At 64.6% G+C, this 16,513-nt stretch carries 11 protein-coding genes and 1 pseudogene; 8 read left to right on the top strand and 4 right to left on the bottom strand.

Features of this window, described 5'->3' with window-relative positions:
* Positions 1 to 212: 212 nt before the first annotated feature.
* From BH683_RS21260 to BH683_RS21245, 4 genes are read left to right on the top strand one after another with little or no spacing between them, the layout of a single operon-like run.
* On the top strand, positions 213 to 740 hold the full coding sequence (locus BH683_RS21260) for a TetR/AcrR family transcriptional regulator (RefSeq protein WP_084838280.1): 528 nt from the start codon (positions 213 to 215) through the stop codon (positions 738 to 740).
* Positions 737 to 2,296: an NAD(P)/FAD-dependent oxidoreductase gene (locus tag BH683_RS21255; RefSeq protein ID WP_084838279.1), complete on the top strand. Its 1,560-nt coding sequence runs from the start codon at positions 737 to 739 to the stop codon at positions 2,294 to 2,296. The genes BH683_RS21260 and BH683_RS21255 overlap by 4 nt, the downstream gene beginning before the upstream one ends.
* Positions 2,293 to 4,005 (top strand): GMC family oxidoreductase, encoded by a 1,713-nt coding sequence (locus tag BH683_RS21250; protein WP_084838278.1) that lies wholly within the window; start codon positions 2,293 to 2,295, stop codon positions 4,003 to 4,005. The genes BH683_RS21255 and BH683_RS21250 overlap by 4 nt, the downstream gene beginning before the upstream one ends.
* Complete coding sequence (locus BH683_RS21245) at positions 4,005 to 4,673, top strand: hypothetical protein (RefSeq protein WP_084838277.1); 669 nt, start codon at positions 4,005 to 4,007, stop codon at positions 4,671 to 4,673. The genes BH683_RS21250 and BH683_RS21245 overlap by 1 nt, the downstream gene beginning before the upstream one ends.
* Positions 4,674 to 4,765: 92 nt before the next feature.
* Here BH683_RS21245 and BH683_RS21240 read toward each other — a convergent pair whose 3' ends face one another.
* Genes BH683_RS21240 through BH683_RS21230 form a run of 3 tightly spaced genes read right to left on the bottom strand, consistent with a single transcriptional unit; the run spans position 4,766 to position 9,691 of the window.
* Positions 4,766 to 7,498, bottom strand: a complete 2,733-nt coding sequence (locus BH683_RS21240) for a molybdopterin cofactor-binding domain-containing protein (protein ID WP_084838276.1) — start codon at positions 7,496 to 7,498, stop codon at positions 4,766 to 4,768.
* Between the two features lie 13 nt (positions 7,499 to 7,511).
* The gene (locus BH683_RS21235; RefSeq protein ID WP_084838275.1) at positions 7,512 to 8,336 is read right to left on the bottom strand and encodes an FAD binding domain-containing protein; all 825 of its coding nucleotides are present in this window, start codon (positions 8,334 to 8,336) and stop codon (positions 7,512 to 7,514) included.
* Positions 8,336 to 9,691, bottom strand: coding sequence for an 8-oxoguanine deaminase (locus BH683_RS21230; RefSeq protein ID WP_084838274.1), 1,356 nt, complete (start codon positions 9,689 to 9,691; stop codon positions 8,336 to 8,338). The genes BH683_RS21235 and BH683_RS21230 overlap by 1 nt, the downstream gene beginning before the upstream one ends.
* A 139-nt stretch (positions 9,692 to 9,830) precedes the next feature.
* Between BH683_RS21230 and BH683_RS21225 the strand changes: the two genes are divergently transcribed.
* Entirely contained in the window at positions 9,831 to 11,312 is a 1,482-nt protein-coding gene (locus BH683_RS21225; protein ID WP_084838434.1) for an APC family permease, read from the top strand.
* A 16-nt stretch (positions 11,313 to 11,328) separates the two neighbouring features.
* Here the strand turns inward: BH683_RS21225 and BH683_RS21220 are convergent, their stop codons facing one another.
* On the bottom strand, positions 11,329 to 12,768 hold the full coding sequence (locus BH683_RS21220; RefSeq protein WP_210405252.1) for a short-chain fatty acyl-CoA regulator family protein: 1,440 nt from the start codon (positions 12,766 to 12,768) through the stop codon (positions 11,329 to 11,331).
* 113 nt (positions 12,769 to 12,881) lie between these two features.
* Here BH683_RS21220 and BH683_RS21215 point away from each other — a divergent pair.
* The 3 genes and pseudogenes from BH683_RS21215 (at position 12,882) to BH683_RS21205 (ending at position 16,436) form a co-directional block, all read left to right on the top strand.
* A pseudogene (locus tag BH683_RS21215) lies at positions 12,882 to 14,386 on the top strand (MmgE/PrpD family protein).
* Entirely contained in the window at positions 14,386 to 15,330 is a 945-nt protein-coding gene (gene prpB / locus BH683_RS21210; RefSeq protein ID WP_084838273.1) for a methylisocitrate lyase, read from the top strand. Before BH683_RS21215 ends, prpB begins: the two are co-directional and overlap by 1 nt.
* Complete coding sequence (locus BH683_RS21205) at positions 15,327 to 16,436, top strand: bifunctional 2-methylcitrate synthase/citrate synthase (protein ID WP_084838272.1); 1,110 nt, start codon at positions 15,327 to 15,329, stop codon at positions 16,434 to 16,436. The genes prpB and BH683_RS21205 overlap by 4 nt, the downstream gene beginning before the upstream one ends.
* Positions 16,437 to 16,513 lie beyond the last annotated feature (77 nt).

Raw genomic sequence — 16,513 nt, 5'->3', positions numbered from 1 at the left:
ACACAGAGCGGGGCAAACCCAGCAGCCGGGGCTGCTGGGTTTGTCGGCGTTCGGGGGCATGTCCGGGCAGCCCGCGGGGGAACTTACAAACAGACTGGACTGTTTCTTAATTCTCCGCTAGCCTCCTTGGTGTGGCGACCAACACAGCAACAACCCATGAGACGGATGCGGCCAGAGCGCCGACCCGTACGCAGGCCGAGCGCACGGCGCAGATGCGTGCGCGCCTGCTCGATGCGGCCATCTCGTGCCTCGTCGACAAGGGCTATTCCGGTACCAGCACGCAGGAGATCTCCCGCCGTGCCGGTGTGTCCCGGGGTGCCCAACTCCATCACTTCCCGACCAAGGAGTCGCTGGTGGTGGCGGCGGTCGAGCACCTCGTCGAGCAGCGGTTGGCCGAATTGCTGGAGGCTCACGCCGCCGGACAGGACGCGAGCGTGGAGGTGTTCCTCGACGCGTTCTCCGGGCCCCTGTTCTACGCCGCACTCGAACTGTGGATCGCCGCCCGCACCGACCCTGCGCTGCATGCAGCGGTTCTGCCCCTCGAGGCGCGGGTCAACGAGGCCATCAACACCGGTGGCGCCGTGATCTTCGGCGACCGCATGACACCCGAGGCAATAGAGATCAGCGTCGAACTGGCGCGCGGACTCGCCGTCTCGGCGCTGTTCCGCAACGACAAGTCCGACCAGGAGCTCCGCAAACGCCTGGTACCGATATGGGAGGCCATGGTGACAACCAAATGACCGCTATCAAGACCGACAGGGCGCCGCTCGCAGCGTTGCCCACACACGTGGACACCCTGATCGTCGGCACCGGCTTCGCCGGATTGGCCGCCGCGCACAGGATCTTGAAAGGTAACCGCAACGCGGACATGATCCTCATCGAACGGGCGGGCGACGTCGGTGGGACCTGGCGCGACAACACCTACCCCGGTGCCGCCTGCGACGTGCCGAGCAACCTCTACTCGTTCTCGTTCGCGCCCAGTCCGGACTGGTCGAACAACTATGCGCGCCAACCGGAGATCTTCAGATACCTGCGGTCGGTCGCCGACGACTTCGGGTTTCGCGAGCGCACACTGTTCGATTGCGAGCTGCTGAGCGGACGCTGGGATCCGCAGCTCGCGCGTTGGGTCGTGGAGACCTCGCGCGGAGTGGTCTCCGCGAAGGTGCTCGTGGCAGCCACCGGAACGCTGTCGAATCCGAGCCTGCCGAATGTACCCGGCATCGGCGACTTCACCGGCACGATGTTCCACAGCGCCACCTGGGATCACAGTTTCGATCCGACCGGAAAGCGCATCGCCGTAGTCGGCACCGGCGCCTCGGCAATCCAGTTCGTTCCCGAATTAGCCGAGCCTGCAGCACATCTGACGGTATTGCAGCGCACGCCGGCATGGATCATCCCAAGGCTCGATCGGCCGGTCGGCAAGCTCGAGCGTGCTCTCTACCGAACGTTGCCCCCTGCCCAGAAGATCGCTCGCGGGGGTCTGTACCTGTATCGCGAGGCGTACGTCGTCGCGTTGGCGAAGTTCACGTTCTTGCTTCCGTTGTTCAAACTGCTGGCGAAGACCCAGTTGCGCAAACAAGTGAAAGACCCTGTGCTGCGCAAGAAGTTGACGCCGAAGTTCACCATCGGCTGCAAGCGGATGCTGCTGAGCAACACCTGGTTACCTACACTGGCGCGTCCGGACGTGAGCCTCGTCGACCACGGGGTGTCCGCAGTGACAGCCGACGGTGTGGTCGACTCGTCGGGCGTCGAGCACAAGGTGGACGCGGTGATCTTCGGAACCGGTTTCACCGCCACGGAACCACCGGTCGCGAAGGTGCTCCACGGCACCGATGGTCGTAGTCTCGCTGACATCTGGGACGGTAGCCCCAACGCGTACCGGGGAACCACGGTCCACGGGTTTCCGAACCTCTTTCTGATGTACGGTCCGAACACCAACCTCGGACACAGTTCGATCGTGTACATGCTCGAGTCGCAGGCCAACTACATCAGCTCCGCACTAGAACAGATGGCTGACCGGAACTTGGTCAGTGTCAACGTGAATCAGCGTTCCCAGGACTTCTACAACTCGGCGATCGACGAGGGGCTCGACGGTACGGTCTGGAACTCCGGTGGTTGCTCGAGCTGGTACTTCGACAAGAACGGCAGAAACTCGGTGATGTGGCCGACGTTCACCTGGGGATTCCGGCAGTTGCTGCGCTCCGCCGATCTCGGTGACTACGAACTCGACACGAACGACACACCCGGTGGTGCAGATCTGCCTGCGCGCCGCCCACAGGAAAGCGAGTCCGCATGAACGACTATGACGTGGTGATCGTCGGCTCAGGGTTCGGTGGATCGGTGGCCGCGCTGCGACTGGCCGAGAAGGGCTACAAGGTCGCGGTACTGGAGGCAGGCCGCCGATTCGCAGACGACGAACTGCCCAAGACGAGTTGGCGACTCCGCAAGTATCTCTGGGCACCCTGGATGGGTTGTTATGGTGTGCAACGGATTCACCTGCTCCCCGATGTGCTCGTGATGGCCGGCGCCGGCGTCGGCGGCGGTTCCCTGAACTACGCCAATACGCTGTACAAGCCGCCCGCCAGGTTCTTCGAGGACCCGCAGTGGGGGCACATCACCGACTGGCAGGACGAACTCACGCCGTACTACGACCAGGCTCGGCGAATGCTCGGTGTGGTGGACAATCCGAGCGTGACCCCGGCGGACAAGGTGATGCGTTCAGTCGCCGACGACATGGGGGTCGGCTCGACGTTCACCACGACGCCGGTCGGGGTCCTGTTCGGCAATCCCGGTGAGCAGGTACCGGATCCGTTCTTCGGGGGAGCCGGACCGGAACGGACCGCGTGCACCGAGTGCGGTTCGTGCATGACCGGGTGCCGGGTGGGTGCGAAGAACACCCTGGTCAAGAATTACCTTCATCTGGCAGAAGAGGCCGGGGTCACGGTGCTGCCGCTGACGACGGTGACGGCGGTACGTCCTGTGGGCGATGACTACGAGATCGTCACCCGTCGTACGGGCGCGAAGATCCGGCGCCGCGAGAAGAGCATTTTCGCGGGGCAGGTCATCTTCGCCGCAGGCACCTACGGCACGCAGAAGCTGCTGCTCGCGATGAAGGAGACCGAACAGCTCCCGCATCTGTCCGACCAGCTGGGGTCGGTGGTGCGCACCAATTCCGAGGCGGTCCTGGCCGCGACGGCTCGCGACCGCAAGACCGACTACACCGAGGGTGTGGCGATCACGTCGTCGTTCCATCCCGACGACCACACGCACATCGAACCGGTCCGCTACGGCAAGGGCAGCAACGCCATCGGGCTGCTGCAGACCGTGTTGTCCGACGGTGGGGGCAAGGTTCCCCGCATCCTGAAGACCGTGGGTGTGGCACTCCGCCATCCCGGAGCTTTCGTCCGGAGTCTGTCTGTACGGCACTGGTCGGAGAAGACCGTGATCGCCCTGGTGATGCAAACCGACGACAACTCTCTCGAACTGGGTTCCAAGCGCGGTATTTTCGGCAGGCAACTGACCAGCCGGGCGGGCGCAGGCGATCCGCCACCGGAATGGATACCGCAGGGCCACGAGGCGATCCGGTTGCTGGCCGACAAGATCGGGGGAGACCCCGGTGGATCGATGGCGGAAATCGTGAACATCCCGATGACCGCGCATTTCATCGGTGGTTGCGTAATCGGCGCGAACCCGGGCGAAGGCGTCGTCGATCCCTACCACCGGATGTTCGGTCATCCCGGACTGCACGTGGTCGATGGGTCGGCGGTCAGTGCCAACCTCGGCGTGAACCCGTCACTGACGATCACCGCGCAGGCCGAACGCGCCATCGCTTTCTGGCCCAACAAGGGGGAGATCGACGAGCGTCCCGAGCTGGGTACCGAATACCAGCGGATCTCGCCGGTGCAGCCGGTGTCACCTGTTGTGCCAGAGCGCGCGCCGGGGGCCCTGCGGCTTCCGCTGTTCGTCCGCGACCGCGAGTCCGAATCCGTGAAGGGAGCCTGCTGATGTGGAGTGTGGCCGAATCCGACGTCGACCCCGGCGAGGTGCCGGTCAGCGCGCCGCCACCCTGGCCCGCGAATGTGCGTGCCACCATCTGGTGGCACCGCAGCACCCAGGCCGCAAGAGACATCGGTGCCCAGTCCGCCGGGGACTCCGAGTCCACTATCGGCATCACACTGGGTATGGTCGTCGACTACCTCGATTCGCCGGTCGGCCCGTATCGCGAGATCCTCGCCAGCCCCGTGTTGCGGCGGCCCGGCGGCGGGCTGGGTGCGCTTCCGCGCATCTCGGTACCTTTCATCGCCGTCGACTCCGCTGCCTCGGTGCACGGTGGCCGCGAGCACTGGCAACTGCCCAAAGTGATGGCCACGTTCACCGGGGACGTTCTCGCAGGCGCCGGCGCGAGCGGTCCGGAATGGGCCGTCCAGACCCAGTCCGACGGTCGCGGCCCCGCGTTTCCGATCAAGGGCGGGATCGGCTTCGCGCAGCCGGCTGCCGGTGGGCTGGCCATCGCGGGATCGAAACTCACCGGGAAGGCCCGGTATGCCCGGGTGACGGTGCTCTCGGACGGCCCGACGTTGACGTCCTGGCTCACGGCAGGTACTCACCACGGCCTGCAGATCGTCTCCGGGCGGATGGAAACCGGCCTGGGAACGACGATCTCGACCCGCTGATCGACCCTCCACCACCCGTTTTCGTGCGGTCCACCGGCAATCGCGGGTGGGCCGTGCGAAAACGGGTGGGAGAGGGCGATGCGGCCCCGGAATCACCGGTTGATGGCGTGCCAGACCCTCGGAGGGTTCATCGGTAGCTCGTACACCCGCACGCCGGTCGCGTTCCGGATGGCGCTCTCGAGTGCAGGGGCCACCGGGTTGTAGGGTGCCTCGCTCATCGACTTGGCGCCCAGCGGCCCGATCGCATCGTAGGTGTCGGCAAAGTAGACCTCGGTGTCGGGGACGTCGGCGATCTGCGGGATGTGGTAGTTGCGCAGTACCTGGGTGATGACGTGACCGTTCTCCAGGATCATCTCTTCGTAGAGAGAACTGCCGATCGCCTGCGCCGCACCGCCTTCGACCTGGCCGCGACACTGCTGAGGATTCATCACCACTCCGGCGTCTGCGGACTGCAACGAGTGCAGGATCCGCACTTCGCCGGTGGAGGTGTTCACCCCCACCCGGAACGCGTGCACATTGAACGCGGTCGACCGCGGGCTACCGTCGTGCTTGCCCTCCGCCGCCACCGGTCCGCCGTACGCCGCAGCGATTCTGGCCAGGTCGATGAAGTCCGAACCGGCCGCAATGCCCTGTGGTCCCAGTACGCATGCCGTCGGGTCCACGTCCAGGGCCCGGGCTGCGACATCGATCATGCTCGCCCGCAATCGATCACACGCAGAACGCAAGGCCTTGCCCGCGACGACGGTGCCGGCAGATCCGAATGCGCCGGTGTCGTAGCCGATCTCGTCGGTGTCTGCCTGCCGAATCGTGATCTGGCCCGGGGGGCACCCCAGCGCGGAGGCAGCGATCTGGGTCAGCACGGTGGTGGTCCCGTTGCCGAACTCGGCGGTACCCACCGCGGCGATGTACTCCCCGTCGGTGGTCAGCGTCATCGCGGCCTCGGCGAAGTGTCCTCGTGGCGGGATGGTGGCGATCATCGCCGCCGCCATGCCTTCTCCGATCTCCCACTCGGGCAGTTGCCGGAGTTCGACGCCCCCACGTACCGGGTCGGCTCGACCCGCGAGCAGCGCCTGTTGTGCGAGATCGATGCACTGGTCCAGTCCATAACTGCCGAACTCGAGATCTCCCTCCTCGATCTCCCACGACACAAAATCATCACCGGGTACGACGACATTGATTCTGCGCATCTCGAACGGGTCGATATCTAGGCGGGCCGCCAGTTCATCGATGGCTCCCTCGATACCGAAGGCGACCTGGCCGAGTCCGTATCCACGGAAGGCGCCCGAGGGAATGTTGTTGGTGTACACCGCGCGTGCGTCGACATGCTTGTTCGGACTCCGATAGAGCGCGACGGATTCGCTGCAGCCGTGGAACATCACACCGCCGCTGTGGTTTCCGTAGGCCCCGGCATCGGAGAGCACCGACACCGACAGTGCTGTGAGCACGCCGTCCGCCCCTGCCGCGGCGGTGACGTCGACCCGCATGGGGTGACGACACGGTGCGATGGTGAATTGATCGGTCCTGGTGAACTCGTAGACCACCGGCCGTCCGGTCTTGAGCATCGCCAGCACGACGAGGTCTTCGGTGAGCAATTCCTGCTTGCCGCCGAATCCGCCGCCGACCCGCGCTGCGTACACCCGAACCTGATCTCGCGGCAGGTCGAAGATGTGGCACAGCTCGTCGCGGATGAGGAACGGCACCTGAGTGCTCGAGCGCACCACGATGCGACCCTCGTCATCGCGCCAGCCGACCGCGCCGTGGGTCTCGAGGTGCGTGTGCTGTACCCGGGCGGTCTGCCAACTGCCGGAGACCACCGCACCGCCTGTGTCGCGCGCGAGCGCGATACCTGCGTCGATGTCGCCCACCGTGCCGTCCAGTGCGGCGACGAGGTTTGTCCCGGGGTCGGCGATCCGTGCCTCGGGACCTTTGTCACCGTGTACGAGTGGCGTGCCCGGCTCGGTGGCGAGGGCGGGGTCGAAGTTGGCCGGGAGCACCTCGTACTCGGTGGTGATCAGGGAACTCGCCCTGCGTGCGATGGTCATCGAGTCCGCGACCACCGCGGCGACCCGCTGACCCACGAAGCGCAGGGTGACATCGAAGACCCGTCCGTCGTCCGGGTCGTCGAGCCGGTTGTCGTGGCGGGCGGTCGAGAAGAGCACTCCGGGGTCGTCTCGATGGGTCAGCACCGCACGCACCCCCGGAACCTGTTCCGCGGCAGTGGTGTCGATGGCGACGATGCGGGCGTGGGGGTGCGGACTGCCGATCACTGCGACGTGGCCGAGATCCGTGGGGAGGCGATCCATCGTGTACGGCTCCGTGCCGGTCACTATCCGCGGCGCGGCGGGTGCCTGGACGGATTTGCCCACCGACACCCCGGGATCGCCGGGTGCGACCTTCTCGGTGCCCACCACTTCGTCGAGTGCATCGCGGATGGAGCGGTAACCGGTGCAACGGCACAGGTTGCCCTTGAGGCTGTTCGGCAGGTCCGAGCGCTGATCCTCATCGAGAGCACTCGCGGTGACAACCATTCCGGCCGTGCAGAATCCGCATTGGAAGCCGGCAGCGTCGACGAACCTCTGCTGCATCGGATGCAGATTCTCCGGTGTCCCGAGGCCCGCGACCGTCGTGATCTCGGCGTCCGCGACCCGGTGTGCGGGGACGATGCAGGAGTGTTGCGCCTTGCCGTCGACGAGGACTGAACAGGCCCCGCAATCTCCCGCGTCGCAACCTTTCTTGACATCGTCCCGGCCCTGTTCACGCAAGAAAGAGCGTAGGCATTGCCCTGGCGCCGGAACGGCGTCGACGAACTGACCGTTGATCTTCATGGTCGACCGCCCTTCATGCATTCATTCGTGGCTCGGACAGTTCCACGACCACAGCCCTCGTGAGTACCCCTGTCACTTGCCGACGCCAGCCGGCTTCGCCATGCGGGTCGGAGTAGTAGGCGTCGGTGGGAATCGCCGCATAGACCTGCTCGAGCACACGCGTGGGTGCTGTGGAGTCGGTGGCGATCACATAGGGGACATCTGTTGCGGCGGTGACCGACACGACGATCCCGGCCGGTGCTGCGCGGCCGATCACCACGGCCCCCGACCGCCCGAGTGGCGACATCGCCGTCTTGCGCAGGATCGTCGGCTGCCGTAGTGCGGTGGCGGGAAGCCGAATCGACCGCAGGACGTCACCGGGCCGCAGGATGGTGTGAGCGATCCCGGTCACGAATTCGGCTGTCGAACAGCGGAGGTCGGTCCCATCGGCCCGCCAGATCAGCAGCTCGGCGTCGAGCGCGGACGCCATCGAGATCATCGCTCCCGCCGGGAAACCGAGGCAGATGTTGCCGCCGACGGTGGCGTTCTGCCAGATCTTGAACGACGCGAGCAACGCCTGCGCGGCCTGCCGGAACACGGTGGTGGCAACCCAATCCGCTGGGTAGGTGGCCGTCACGAGTGAGGAGATGCTGCAGGTCGCAGCGATGTCGAGTCCGGCGTCGGTCATGGTCAGGTCGGGCCAGTTCATTCCGCTCAGGTCGACGATCCGGCGCAGATGCAACTGCGGTTCGCTCATCAACCACGTTCCGCCCGCCATCAATCCGTCGGTCGCGCACAGGTCGGCGAGATCTGCGCGGGTACGTGGCATCGAGACCGAGTCGATGGTGTGCAGGTCCATCAGCCGGCCTTTGCGATCAGTGCCATGTGCGCCGCAGCCACCTTCGCCGCGATCACCTCGGCATCGACACCCGTCAGTTCGCCACCGCTCACGACGACCTCACCGTTGACCCAGGACCGTTCGATGGGTGGCACATCACCCAGGACCAGTGCGGCCACCGGATCTGCGATGCCGCTGTGACCCAGGCCGTCGAGTCGCCACAGCACCAGGTCGGCAAGCTTGCCCGGCTCGATGGATCCGAGATTGCTGTAGCCCAGCACCTTGGCGCCGCCGAGAGTCGCCAGTTCCAGTGCGGTCCGCGTGGTCAGCGCTGTCGGTCCGCCGATCGCCCGTGCCATCATCACGGCCTGATGCGCTTCTTCGAGTAGTCGGCACGACTCGTTGGATGCCGAGCCGTCGACGCCGAGGCCGACCGGGACCCCTGCCGCGAGCAGATCCCGAGTACGGGCGATCCCGGCGCCGAGGCGGGCATTGGAGGTGGGGCAGTGCGCGATTGCGCTCTGCGTTGCGGCCAGGGTGGCGATGGACCTGTCGTCGAAGTGCACGCCATGCGCAAACCAGACATCGGGACCGACCCAGCCGACGCTCTCCATGTACTCGAGCGGAGTGCAACCGAAGTGCTCTGCCGTGTAGTCGGATTCGTCGACAGTCTCGGCGAGGTGCGTGTGCAGCCGGACGTTGCGCTCCCGCGCGAGTTCCGCGGACGCGCGCAGCAGGTCGGCCGTCACAGAAAATGGGGAGCACGGCGCGAGGGCGATCTTGATCATCGCGTCGGGGGACGGATCGTGCCACCGCGAGATGGCATCCGAACTCGCGGTCATGATCTGATCGATCGTCTCCACGACGCTGTCCGGTGGCAGGCCACCGTCCTTCTCGCTGAGATCCATCGACCCCCGGGTCGGATGGAACCGGACTCCGACGGCCTGCGCGGCACGGATTTCTGCCGCCAGCAGGTCACCGCCTTCTTTGGGAAAGACGTAGTGGTGGTCGGTACTGGTGGTGCAACCGGAGAGCGCGAGCCAGCCGAGTGCACCTGTGGCAGCGACGTTCACGGCCTCCTCATCGATGCCCGCCCAGATGGGGTAAAGGGTGGTGAGCCATTGGAACAGGGTGTGATCGGCTGCCAGGCCACGGGTGATCCACTGGTACAGGTGGTGATGGGTGTTGATCAGCCCCGGGGTCAGGATGCATCCGGTGCCGTCGATCACCTCACTGGCGTCTCGGAGCTCATCGTCGACAGCGCCGTCAACTACCGCCGAGATCGTGTTGCCGACGACGACCACCGATCCGCTGCGCAGCTCACGTCGCCCCGCATCCATCGTCACGATGAAGGCGTTCTCGATGATTGTGCTCATGGCGCCACCGTACGACGACGGAGTTACAGAAAAATGACAACTGGCCACGGCGGACCACCTCGGAGTCCTACCATTTGCGAGTCGGGCAATTCGGGTACAGGCTAGCTGGAATCTGTTCCAGGCAATGGAAGGATCCGAAATGACGCAAGCGACAGTCAATCCGCCACCCAAGGCCGAACCCGAACTCAAGCGGGTGATGGGTCCACGCCTGCTCCTGCTGTTCATCGTCGGCGACATCCTCGGCGCCGGTGTGTACGCCGTGACCGGGCAGATGATCGACAACGTCGGCGGCATGGCGTGGTTGCCGTTCATCCTCGCCTTCGCTGTTGCGACGTTGACGGCGTTCTCTTACCTGGAACTGGTGACCAAGTTCCCGCAATGCGCGGGTGCGGCGTTGTACACGCAGAAGGCGTTCGGTATTCACTTCGTCACGTTCCTCGTGGCGTTCGCCGTGGTGTGTTCGGGCATCACCAGCGCCTCGACGTCGTCGAATGTCGTTGCCGGCAACTTGTTGGAAGGTTTGCACGAATCCTTCAGCGACGCCGATGGGCTCGGATGGTTCAACGTCCCCACGGGGACGGGTGCGCAACTGGCTGTCGCGTTGGGTTTCATGGTGCTGTTGGCGCTGATCAACCTGCGCGGCGTCGGTGAATCGGTCCGTTTCAACGTCGTTCTCACCCTGGTCGAGATGCTCGCCCTCATGATCGTGATCGTCATCGGGTTTGTGGCCGCCGGCCGCGGCACCGGTGAGGGCGACATCGGGAACCTGGTGGTGTTCGAGGACGCCAACGACAAGGGCTGGTTCCTGGCCACCACGATCGCGACGACGATCGCTTTCTTCGCGATGGTCGGTTTCGAGGACTCGGTGAACATGGTCGAGGAGGTCAAGGAACCGCAGAAGATCTTCCCCAAGACGATGCTCACCGGTTTGGGCGCTGCCTGCCTGATCTACGTTCTCGTCGTGGTCGCGGTGATCGCGGTGCTGCCGCTGGACTACGACTCCGGTGATGAGGGGATCTTGCTGCACGTGGTCCGGATCGGTGCACCCTCGGTCCCGATTGATGAGATCTTTCCGTACCTGACCGTGTTCGCCGTGGCGAACACGGCCCTGATCAACATGCTGATGGCCAGCAGGCTGATCTACGGAATGTCGAAACAACGGGTCCTGCCGCGGTCACTCGGTAAGGTCCTGCCGAATCGCCGCTCGCCCTGGACCGCGATCATCTTCACGACGCTCCTCTCGTTCGCTCTCATCATCGTCGTGAACCAGTTGTCCGGTAATGAGGTGGTGGCGGCACTGTCCGGGACAACCGGCCTGCTGCTGCTGTGTGTGTTCGCAGTCGTGAACGTCGCGTGCCTTGTCCTCAAACGAGCCCAGGACAAGACATTCTTCCGGGCCCCGGTCTGGATCCCCGTCCTGGGCGCGGTGCTGTGTCTGTTCCTCGCCGGGCCGTGGGCTCGCACCGACACCCAGATGATCCAGTACAAGATCGCTGGAGTCATGCTGCTGCTGGGCGTGGTGCTGTGGGGCGTGACGTACGTGGTCAACCGGATGGAAGACCGGGGAACCGGTTTCGAAGACGCTGCGGCGCTCGAGAACGACGACACCCCGGTCAAGTGACCGGACGCGGCACCGGTCAGCGAACGGTGGCTGGGTAGGGCAGATCGCTGCTCTGCCGTTCGTCGACCACCACGGGCCTACCCAACTGTGGAAATGCGCGTTGTGGACAGGATGGGCGGTCGCACACCTTGCAGCCGGCGCCGATCGGCACGGTGATGGCGGGATCGTCGACAGCGATGCCCGTCGAATAGACGAGCCGATCGGCGTAGGCGACATCGCAACCAAGGGCGACCACGAACATCTTCTCCGGCGAACGGTACCCGGCCGACGCGGTCCGCACTGTGCGGGCAATCCACAGATATGTCCGACCGTCGGGCATCTGAGCCACCTGGGTCAGCACCTTGTCCGGCTGCGCGAAGGCTTCGTGCGCGACCCACAGCGGGCAGCTTCCTCCGACTCGTGAGAAGTGAAAAGCTGTAGCAGACTGACGCTTCGAAATATTTCCCGCGCGGTCGATCCGGACGAAGATGAAGGGTACGCCGCGTTGACGGTTGCGCTGCAGCGTGGAGAGTCGGTGACAGACCGTCTCGAACCCGACTTGAAACCGCAGCGCCAGTTTGTCGACGTCGTAGCGCTCGGTCTCGGCAGCCGATCGGAACTTGTCGTACGGCAGCAACAGGGCACCCGCGAAGTAGTTGGCCAGGCCGATCCTGGCCACCGATTGCGACTGTTCGCTGAGCGTGTTGTCCTGCGCCAGGATCGAGTCGATGCGGTCGGCATGCTCCAGAAACGCCAATTGGGTGGCCATCTGGAATGCGCGCTGCCCGGCATCGAGTCGTTGCGCGATGCGCAACAGCTGAGTTTCTGAGTCGAATACCCTTTTACGAGAGCCGATCTCGCCGTCGTCATTGTCGATGACAACCCGCACGTCGTGCTCGAGAAGAAGATATTCGGCCAGTTGAGAGTCCAGTTCTCCGACGCGTAATCCCTGCGCCTCGAATGTCGTCTCGGCGGCTCGGTCGAGTTCAGGGATGTGATTGCGGCGGTCGTAAAAGAAGTCTCGAACCTCCTCGAAGGGCATGGCCGGGAAGACAACTCCCGGGTTCTCCGACTGATCGGGCGCCGCGCCCGCCCGATAGGTCTCGAGTTCGGTCTGGGCCGCATGGAGTCTGCGATGCAGGCCGATCAGGGTACGTCCGACCGCGGGCATCCTGGCGATCAGTTCGTCGAGTTCGGATTGCCGGATGTCGGCTGCCTCGGAGTGCTCGCCGAGCACCTCGCCGAGGTCGGCTATCAGCCGGGCGTCGGTGTCCGCAGAGAAGAAGTGTGCGGGCAGGTCGTAGGTGTCGGTGAGCCGGAGGAGTACCGCGACGGTCAGCGGGCGCTGGTCGTTCTCGAGTTGGTTGACGTAGCTGGTGGACAGTCCTAGTCCCTGCGCGAGTGCTGACTGGGTCAGCGATCGTTCCTCGCGGAGACGACGCAGTTTGGAGCCGACAAACATCTTTGCCACGGCCATCACAGTAGCGGGTCGGTGTTCGCAAAGTTCGCAAACAGCAACGCTGATTTACACAAAAAAACGCATCAGCAAGGTCTTTTCCGGTGCTCGATGCTCTGCGTACTGTGCGAATCATGATCAAACACATCGTTCGGACCCGTCGTAGCGCCGACGATTTCCCGCGCTCTGAGCACCTGGCGCAGAAGATCGCCGAGGTTGCCGCAGATCCGGTTGCCGTCCCGGAGGAGACAGCCGAGATGGTGCGCAACCGCATCATCGACAACGCGGCGGTCAGTGCGGCCTCCGTGATCCGCCGACCGGTCACGGTCGCCAGGACACAGGCGCTCGCACACCCGGCCGTCGATGGCGGCGCCGGCGTCTTCGGGGTCGCGGGTGCCTTCTCGCCGGAGTGGGCCGCGTGGGCGAACGGTGTCGCGGTGCGTGAACTCGACTACCACGACACCTTTCTCGCTGCCGAGTACTCGCATCCCGGTGACAACATTCCCGCTCTGGTCGCGGTCGGACAGCATCTCGGCGTCAGCGGCGTCGACCTCATCCGCGGTCTGGCCACCGCCTACGAGATCCAGATCGATCTGGTTCGGGGAATCTCGTTGCACAAGCACAAGATCGATCACGTCGCACATCTCGGTGCCTCTGCGGCCGCGGGATTGGGCACCATGCTGCACCTCGACGAAGGCACGATCCATCAAGCCGTTGGACAGGCCGTGCACCTGACCACCGCGACCCGGCAGTCACGGAAGGGTTCGATTTCCAGCTGGAAGGCCTTCGCTCCTGCCCATGCCGGCAAGATCGCCATCGAGGCTGTAGACCGCGCGATGCGCGGCGAGGGCGCCCCGTCGCCGATTTGGGAGGGTGAAGACGGTGTGATCGCATGGCTGCTCGACGGACCGGATGGCGCCTATGAGGTGCCGCTGCCCGAGGCCGGCGAGGCCAAGCGGGCGATCTTGGACAGCTACACGAAGGAGCACTCGGCCGAGTACCAGAGTCAGGCCCCCATAGACCTGGCCCGCCGACTCCGTGATCGGATCGGTGACACCGCGCAGATCGAGTCCATCGTGCTGCGCACCAGCAATCACACCCATATCGTCATCGGAACCGGATCGAACGATCCACAGAAATTCGATCCCAAGGCGTCTCGCGAGACCCTCGATCACTCGGTCATGTATATCTTCACGGTCGCGCTGCAGGACGGCGTCTGGCACCACGAGACGTCGTATGCCCCGGAGCGTGCCGGTCGAGCGGACACCATCGAACTGTGGAACAAGATCTCCACCGTCGAGGATGCGGAATGGACTGAGCGCTACCACAACCCGGATCCGGAGAAACGCGCCTTCGGGCCCGTGCAGTGGTCACGCTGAAGTCAGGTGAGGTGATCACCGACGAACTCGCTGTGGCCGACGCGCATCCACAGGGCGCCCGACCGTTCGCCCGCAAGCAGTACGAGGGCAAGTTCACCGATTTGGCAGCGCCCGTCATCGACTCGGCGGAGCAGGATCGGTTCCTTGCCACCGTCGCGGACGTCGCCGAACTGCCCGCGGGAAGGCTCGGCGAACTGAACATCTTGGTGCGCCCAGAGGTGCTCGCGACAGCTCCGGTCATCCCGAACGGGATCTTCTGATGGCGGGCCATCGAAGCGGTTCGGGCGCGGGTCATCTCCTCGGCTCCAGTGTGAGCGCCGTGAATCGTCGGATCGCGCTGCGTCGCGGACTGAGCAGCGGCTCTATCGTGCGGATGCCGGGTGCGTTCTCGCCCCTGGTGGCGAAACTGGTCGCCGACATCGGCTTCGAAGGTGTCTACGTTTCCGGAGCGGCACTCTCTGCCGACCTCGGTCTCCCGGACATCGGCCTGACGACACTGTCCGAGGTCACCGACCGTGGCAGGCAGATCGCCGCGGCCACCGATTTGCCGACGCTGATTGACGCGGACACCGGTTTCGGTGAACCGATGAGTGCCGCTCGCACCATCACGATGCTCGAGGATGCCGGCCTGGCGGGCTGTCATCTCGAAGATCAGGTCAATCCGAAACGTTGTGGGCACCTCGACGGCAAGGCGGTGGTGCCCGCGGAGCAGATGCTCGGCCGGATCAAGGCCGCGGTGTCGGCGCGAAGAGATGAGAACTTCGTCATCTGTGCCCGCACCGATGCCCGCGCCATCGAGGGGTTGGACGCGGCGATCGACCGGGCCAAGGCGTACGCCGACGCCGGCGCGGACCTCATCTTCACCGAGGCCCTCACCGGTCCCGAGGAGTTCGAGGCGTTCCGGAAGGCGGTGGACCTCCCGCTGCTGGCAAACATGACCGAGTTCGGCAAGAGCACGCTGCTCTCCGCCAACCAACTCGAGGATCTCGGTTTCAACGCCGTGATCTACCCCGTGACCACTCTGCGTTTGGCGATGTACGCCATCGAGGTGGGGCTACGTGAGATCGATTCCAGTGGAACGCAATCAGAGATCGTCGAGACCATGCAGCACCGCAGCAGACTGTACGAGCTCCTGCGCTACCCCGATTACAACGAGTTCGACCAGAACATCTTCGACTTCACGATCCCGGGAGGGTCTCGATGAGCACACCCACTATTCACAAGGGGTTGGCCGGCGTGGTCGTCGACACCACAGCCATTTCCAAGGTGGTGCAGGAGACCAACTCGCTGACGTACCGCGGTTACCCGGTGCAGGACCTCGCGGCGCGCTGCAGCTTCGAAGAGGTCGCATTTCTGCTCTGGCACGGCGAGCTCCCGAGCGACAGTCAGCTGAAATCGTTCACTGAACGCGAGCGGTCCTACCGACGTGCCGATCGATCTCTGTTGAGTCTGCTCAACCGGATCCCAGACAACTGCCATCCGATGGACGTCGTGCGGACGGCGATCAGTTTTCTCGGCGCCGAGGACCCTGAGGAAGACAACGCCGCGCAGAATCTCGACAAATCGCTACGCATGATGGCGGTGCTCCCGACGATCGTCGCAGCGGACATGCGGCGCCGTCGAGGGCTCGATCAGATCCCGCCCGACATGCACCTCGGCTACAGCGAGAATTTTCTCAACATGTGTTTCGGTGAGGTGCCCGATCCCGTCATCGTCAGTGCCTTCGAGAAGTCGATGGTTCTGTACGCAGAGCATGGATTCAATGCCTCGACCTTCGCCGCCCGCGTCGTCACCTCGACCCGGTCGGACATCTACAGCGCGGTCACGGCGGCCATCGGGGCGCTGAAGGGGTCGCTGCACGGTGGTGCGAACGAAGCCGTCATGCACGACATGATCGAGATCGATCGGCCGGAGCGGGCGCGCGAGTGGCTGGAGACCAAGCTTGCCAACGAGGACAAGATCATGGGATTCGGTCACCGAGTCTATAAACACGGCGATTCCCGCGTACCCACGATGAAGGCGGCGCTCATCGACGTCGCCGCGCAGACTGACGGCGGCCGCTGGCTGGCAATCTCTGACGTGTTGGAAGAGGCGATGCACGCCGCGACCGGCATCAAGCCGAACCTCGACTTCCCGACCGGCCCGGCCTATCACCTGATGGGTTTCGCGATCGAGTCGTTCACCCCGATTTTCGTGATGAGCCGCATCACGGGTTGGACCGCACACATCATCGAGCAGGAAGGAGCCAATGCGCTGATCCGCCCACTGAGCGACTACAGCGGCCCCGTGCAACGCACACTCAGTGCCTGACCCTCTGTGAGTTCTACGTTCGGTCGTAGAGTTGTCAGGCCGTGCAGGAAACCAGCGGAGGCGACGTCGACCGCCTG

It is taken from the genome of Williamsia sp. 1138 (genome assembly GCF_002095435.2).
GTDB lineage: Bacteria > Actinomycetota > Actinomycetes > Mycobacteriales > Mycobacteriaceae > Williamsia.
This window is presented reverse-complemented; position numbering and strand designations above follow the sequence as displayed.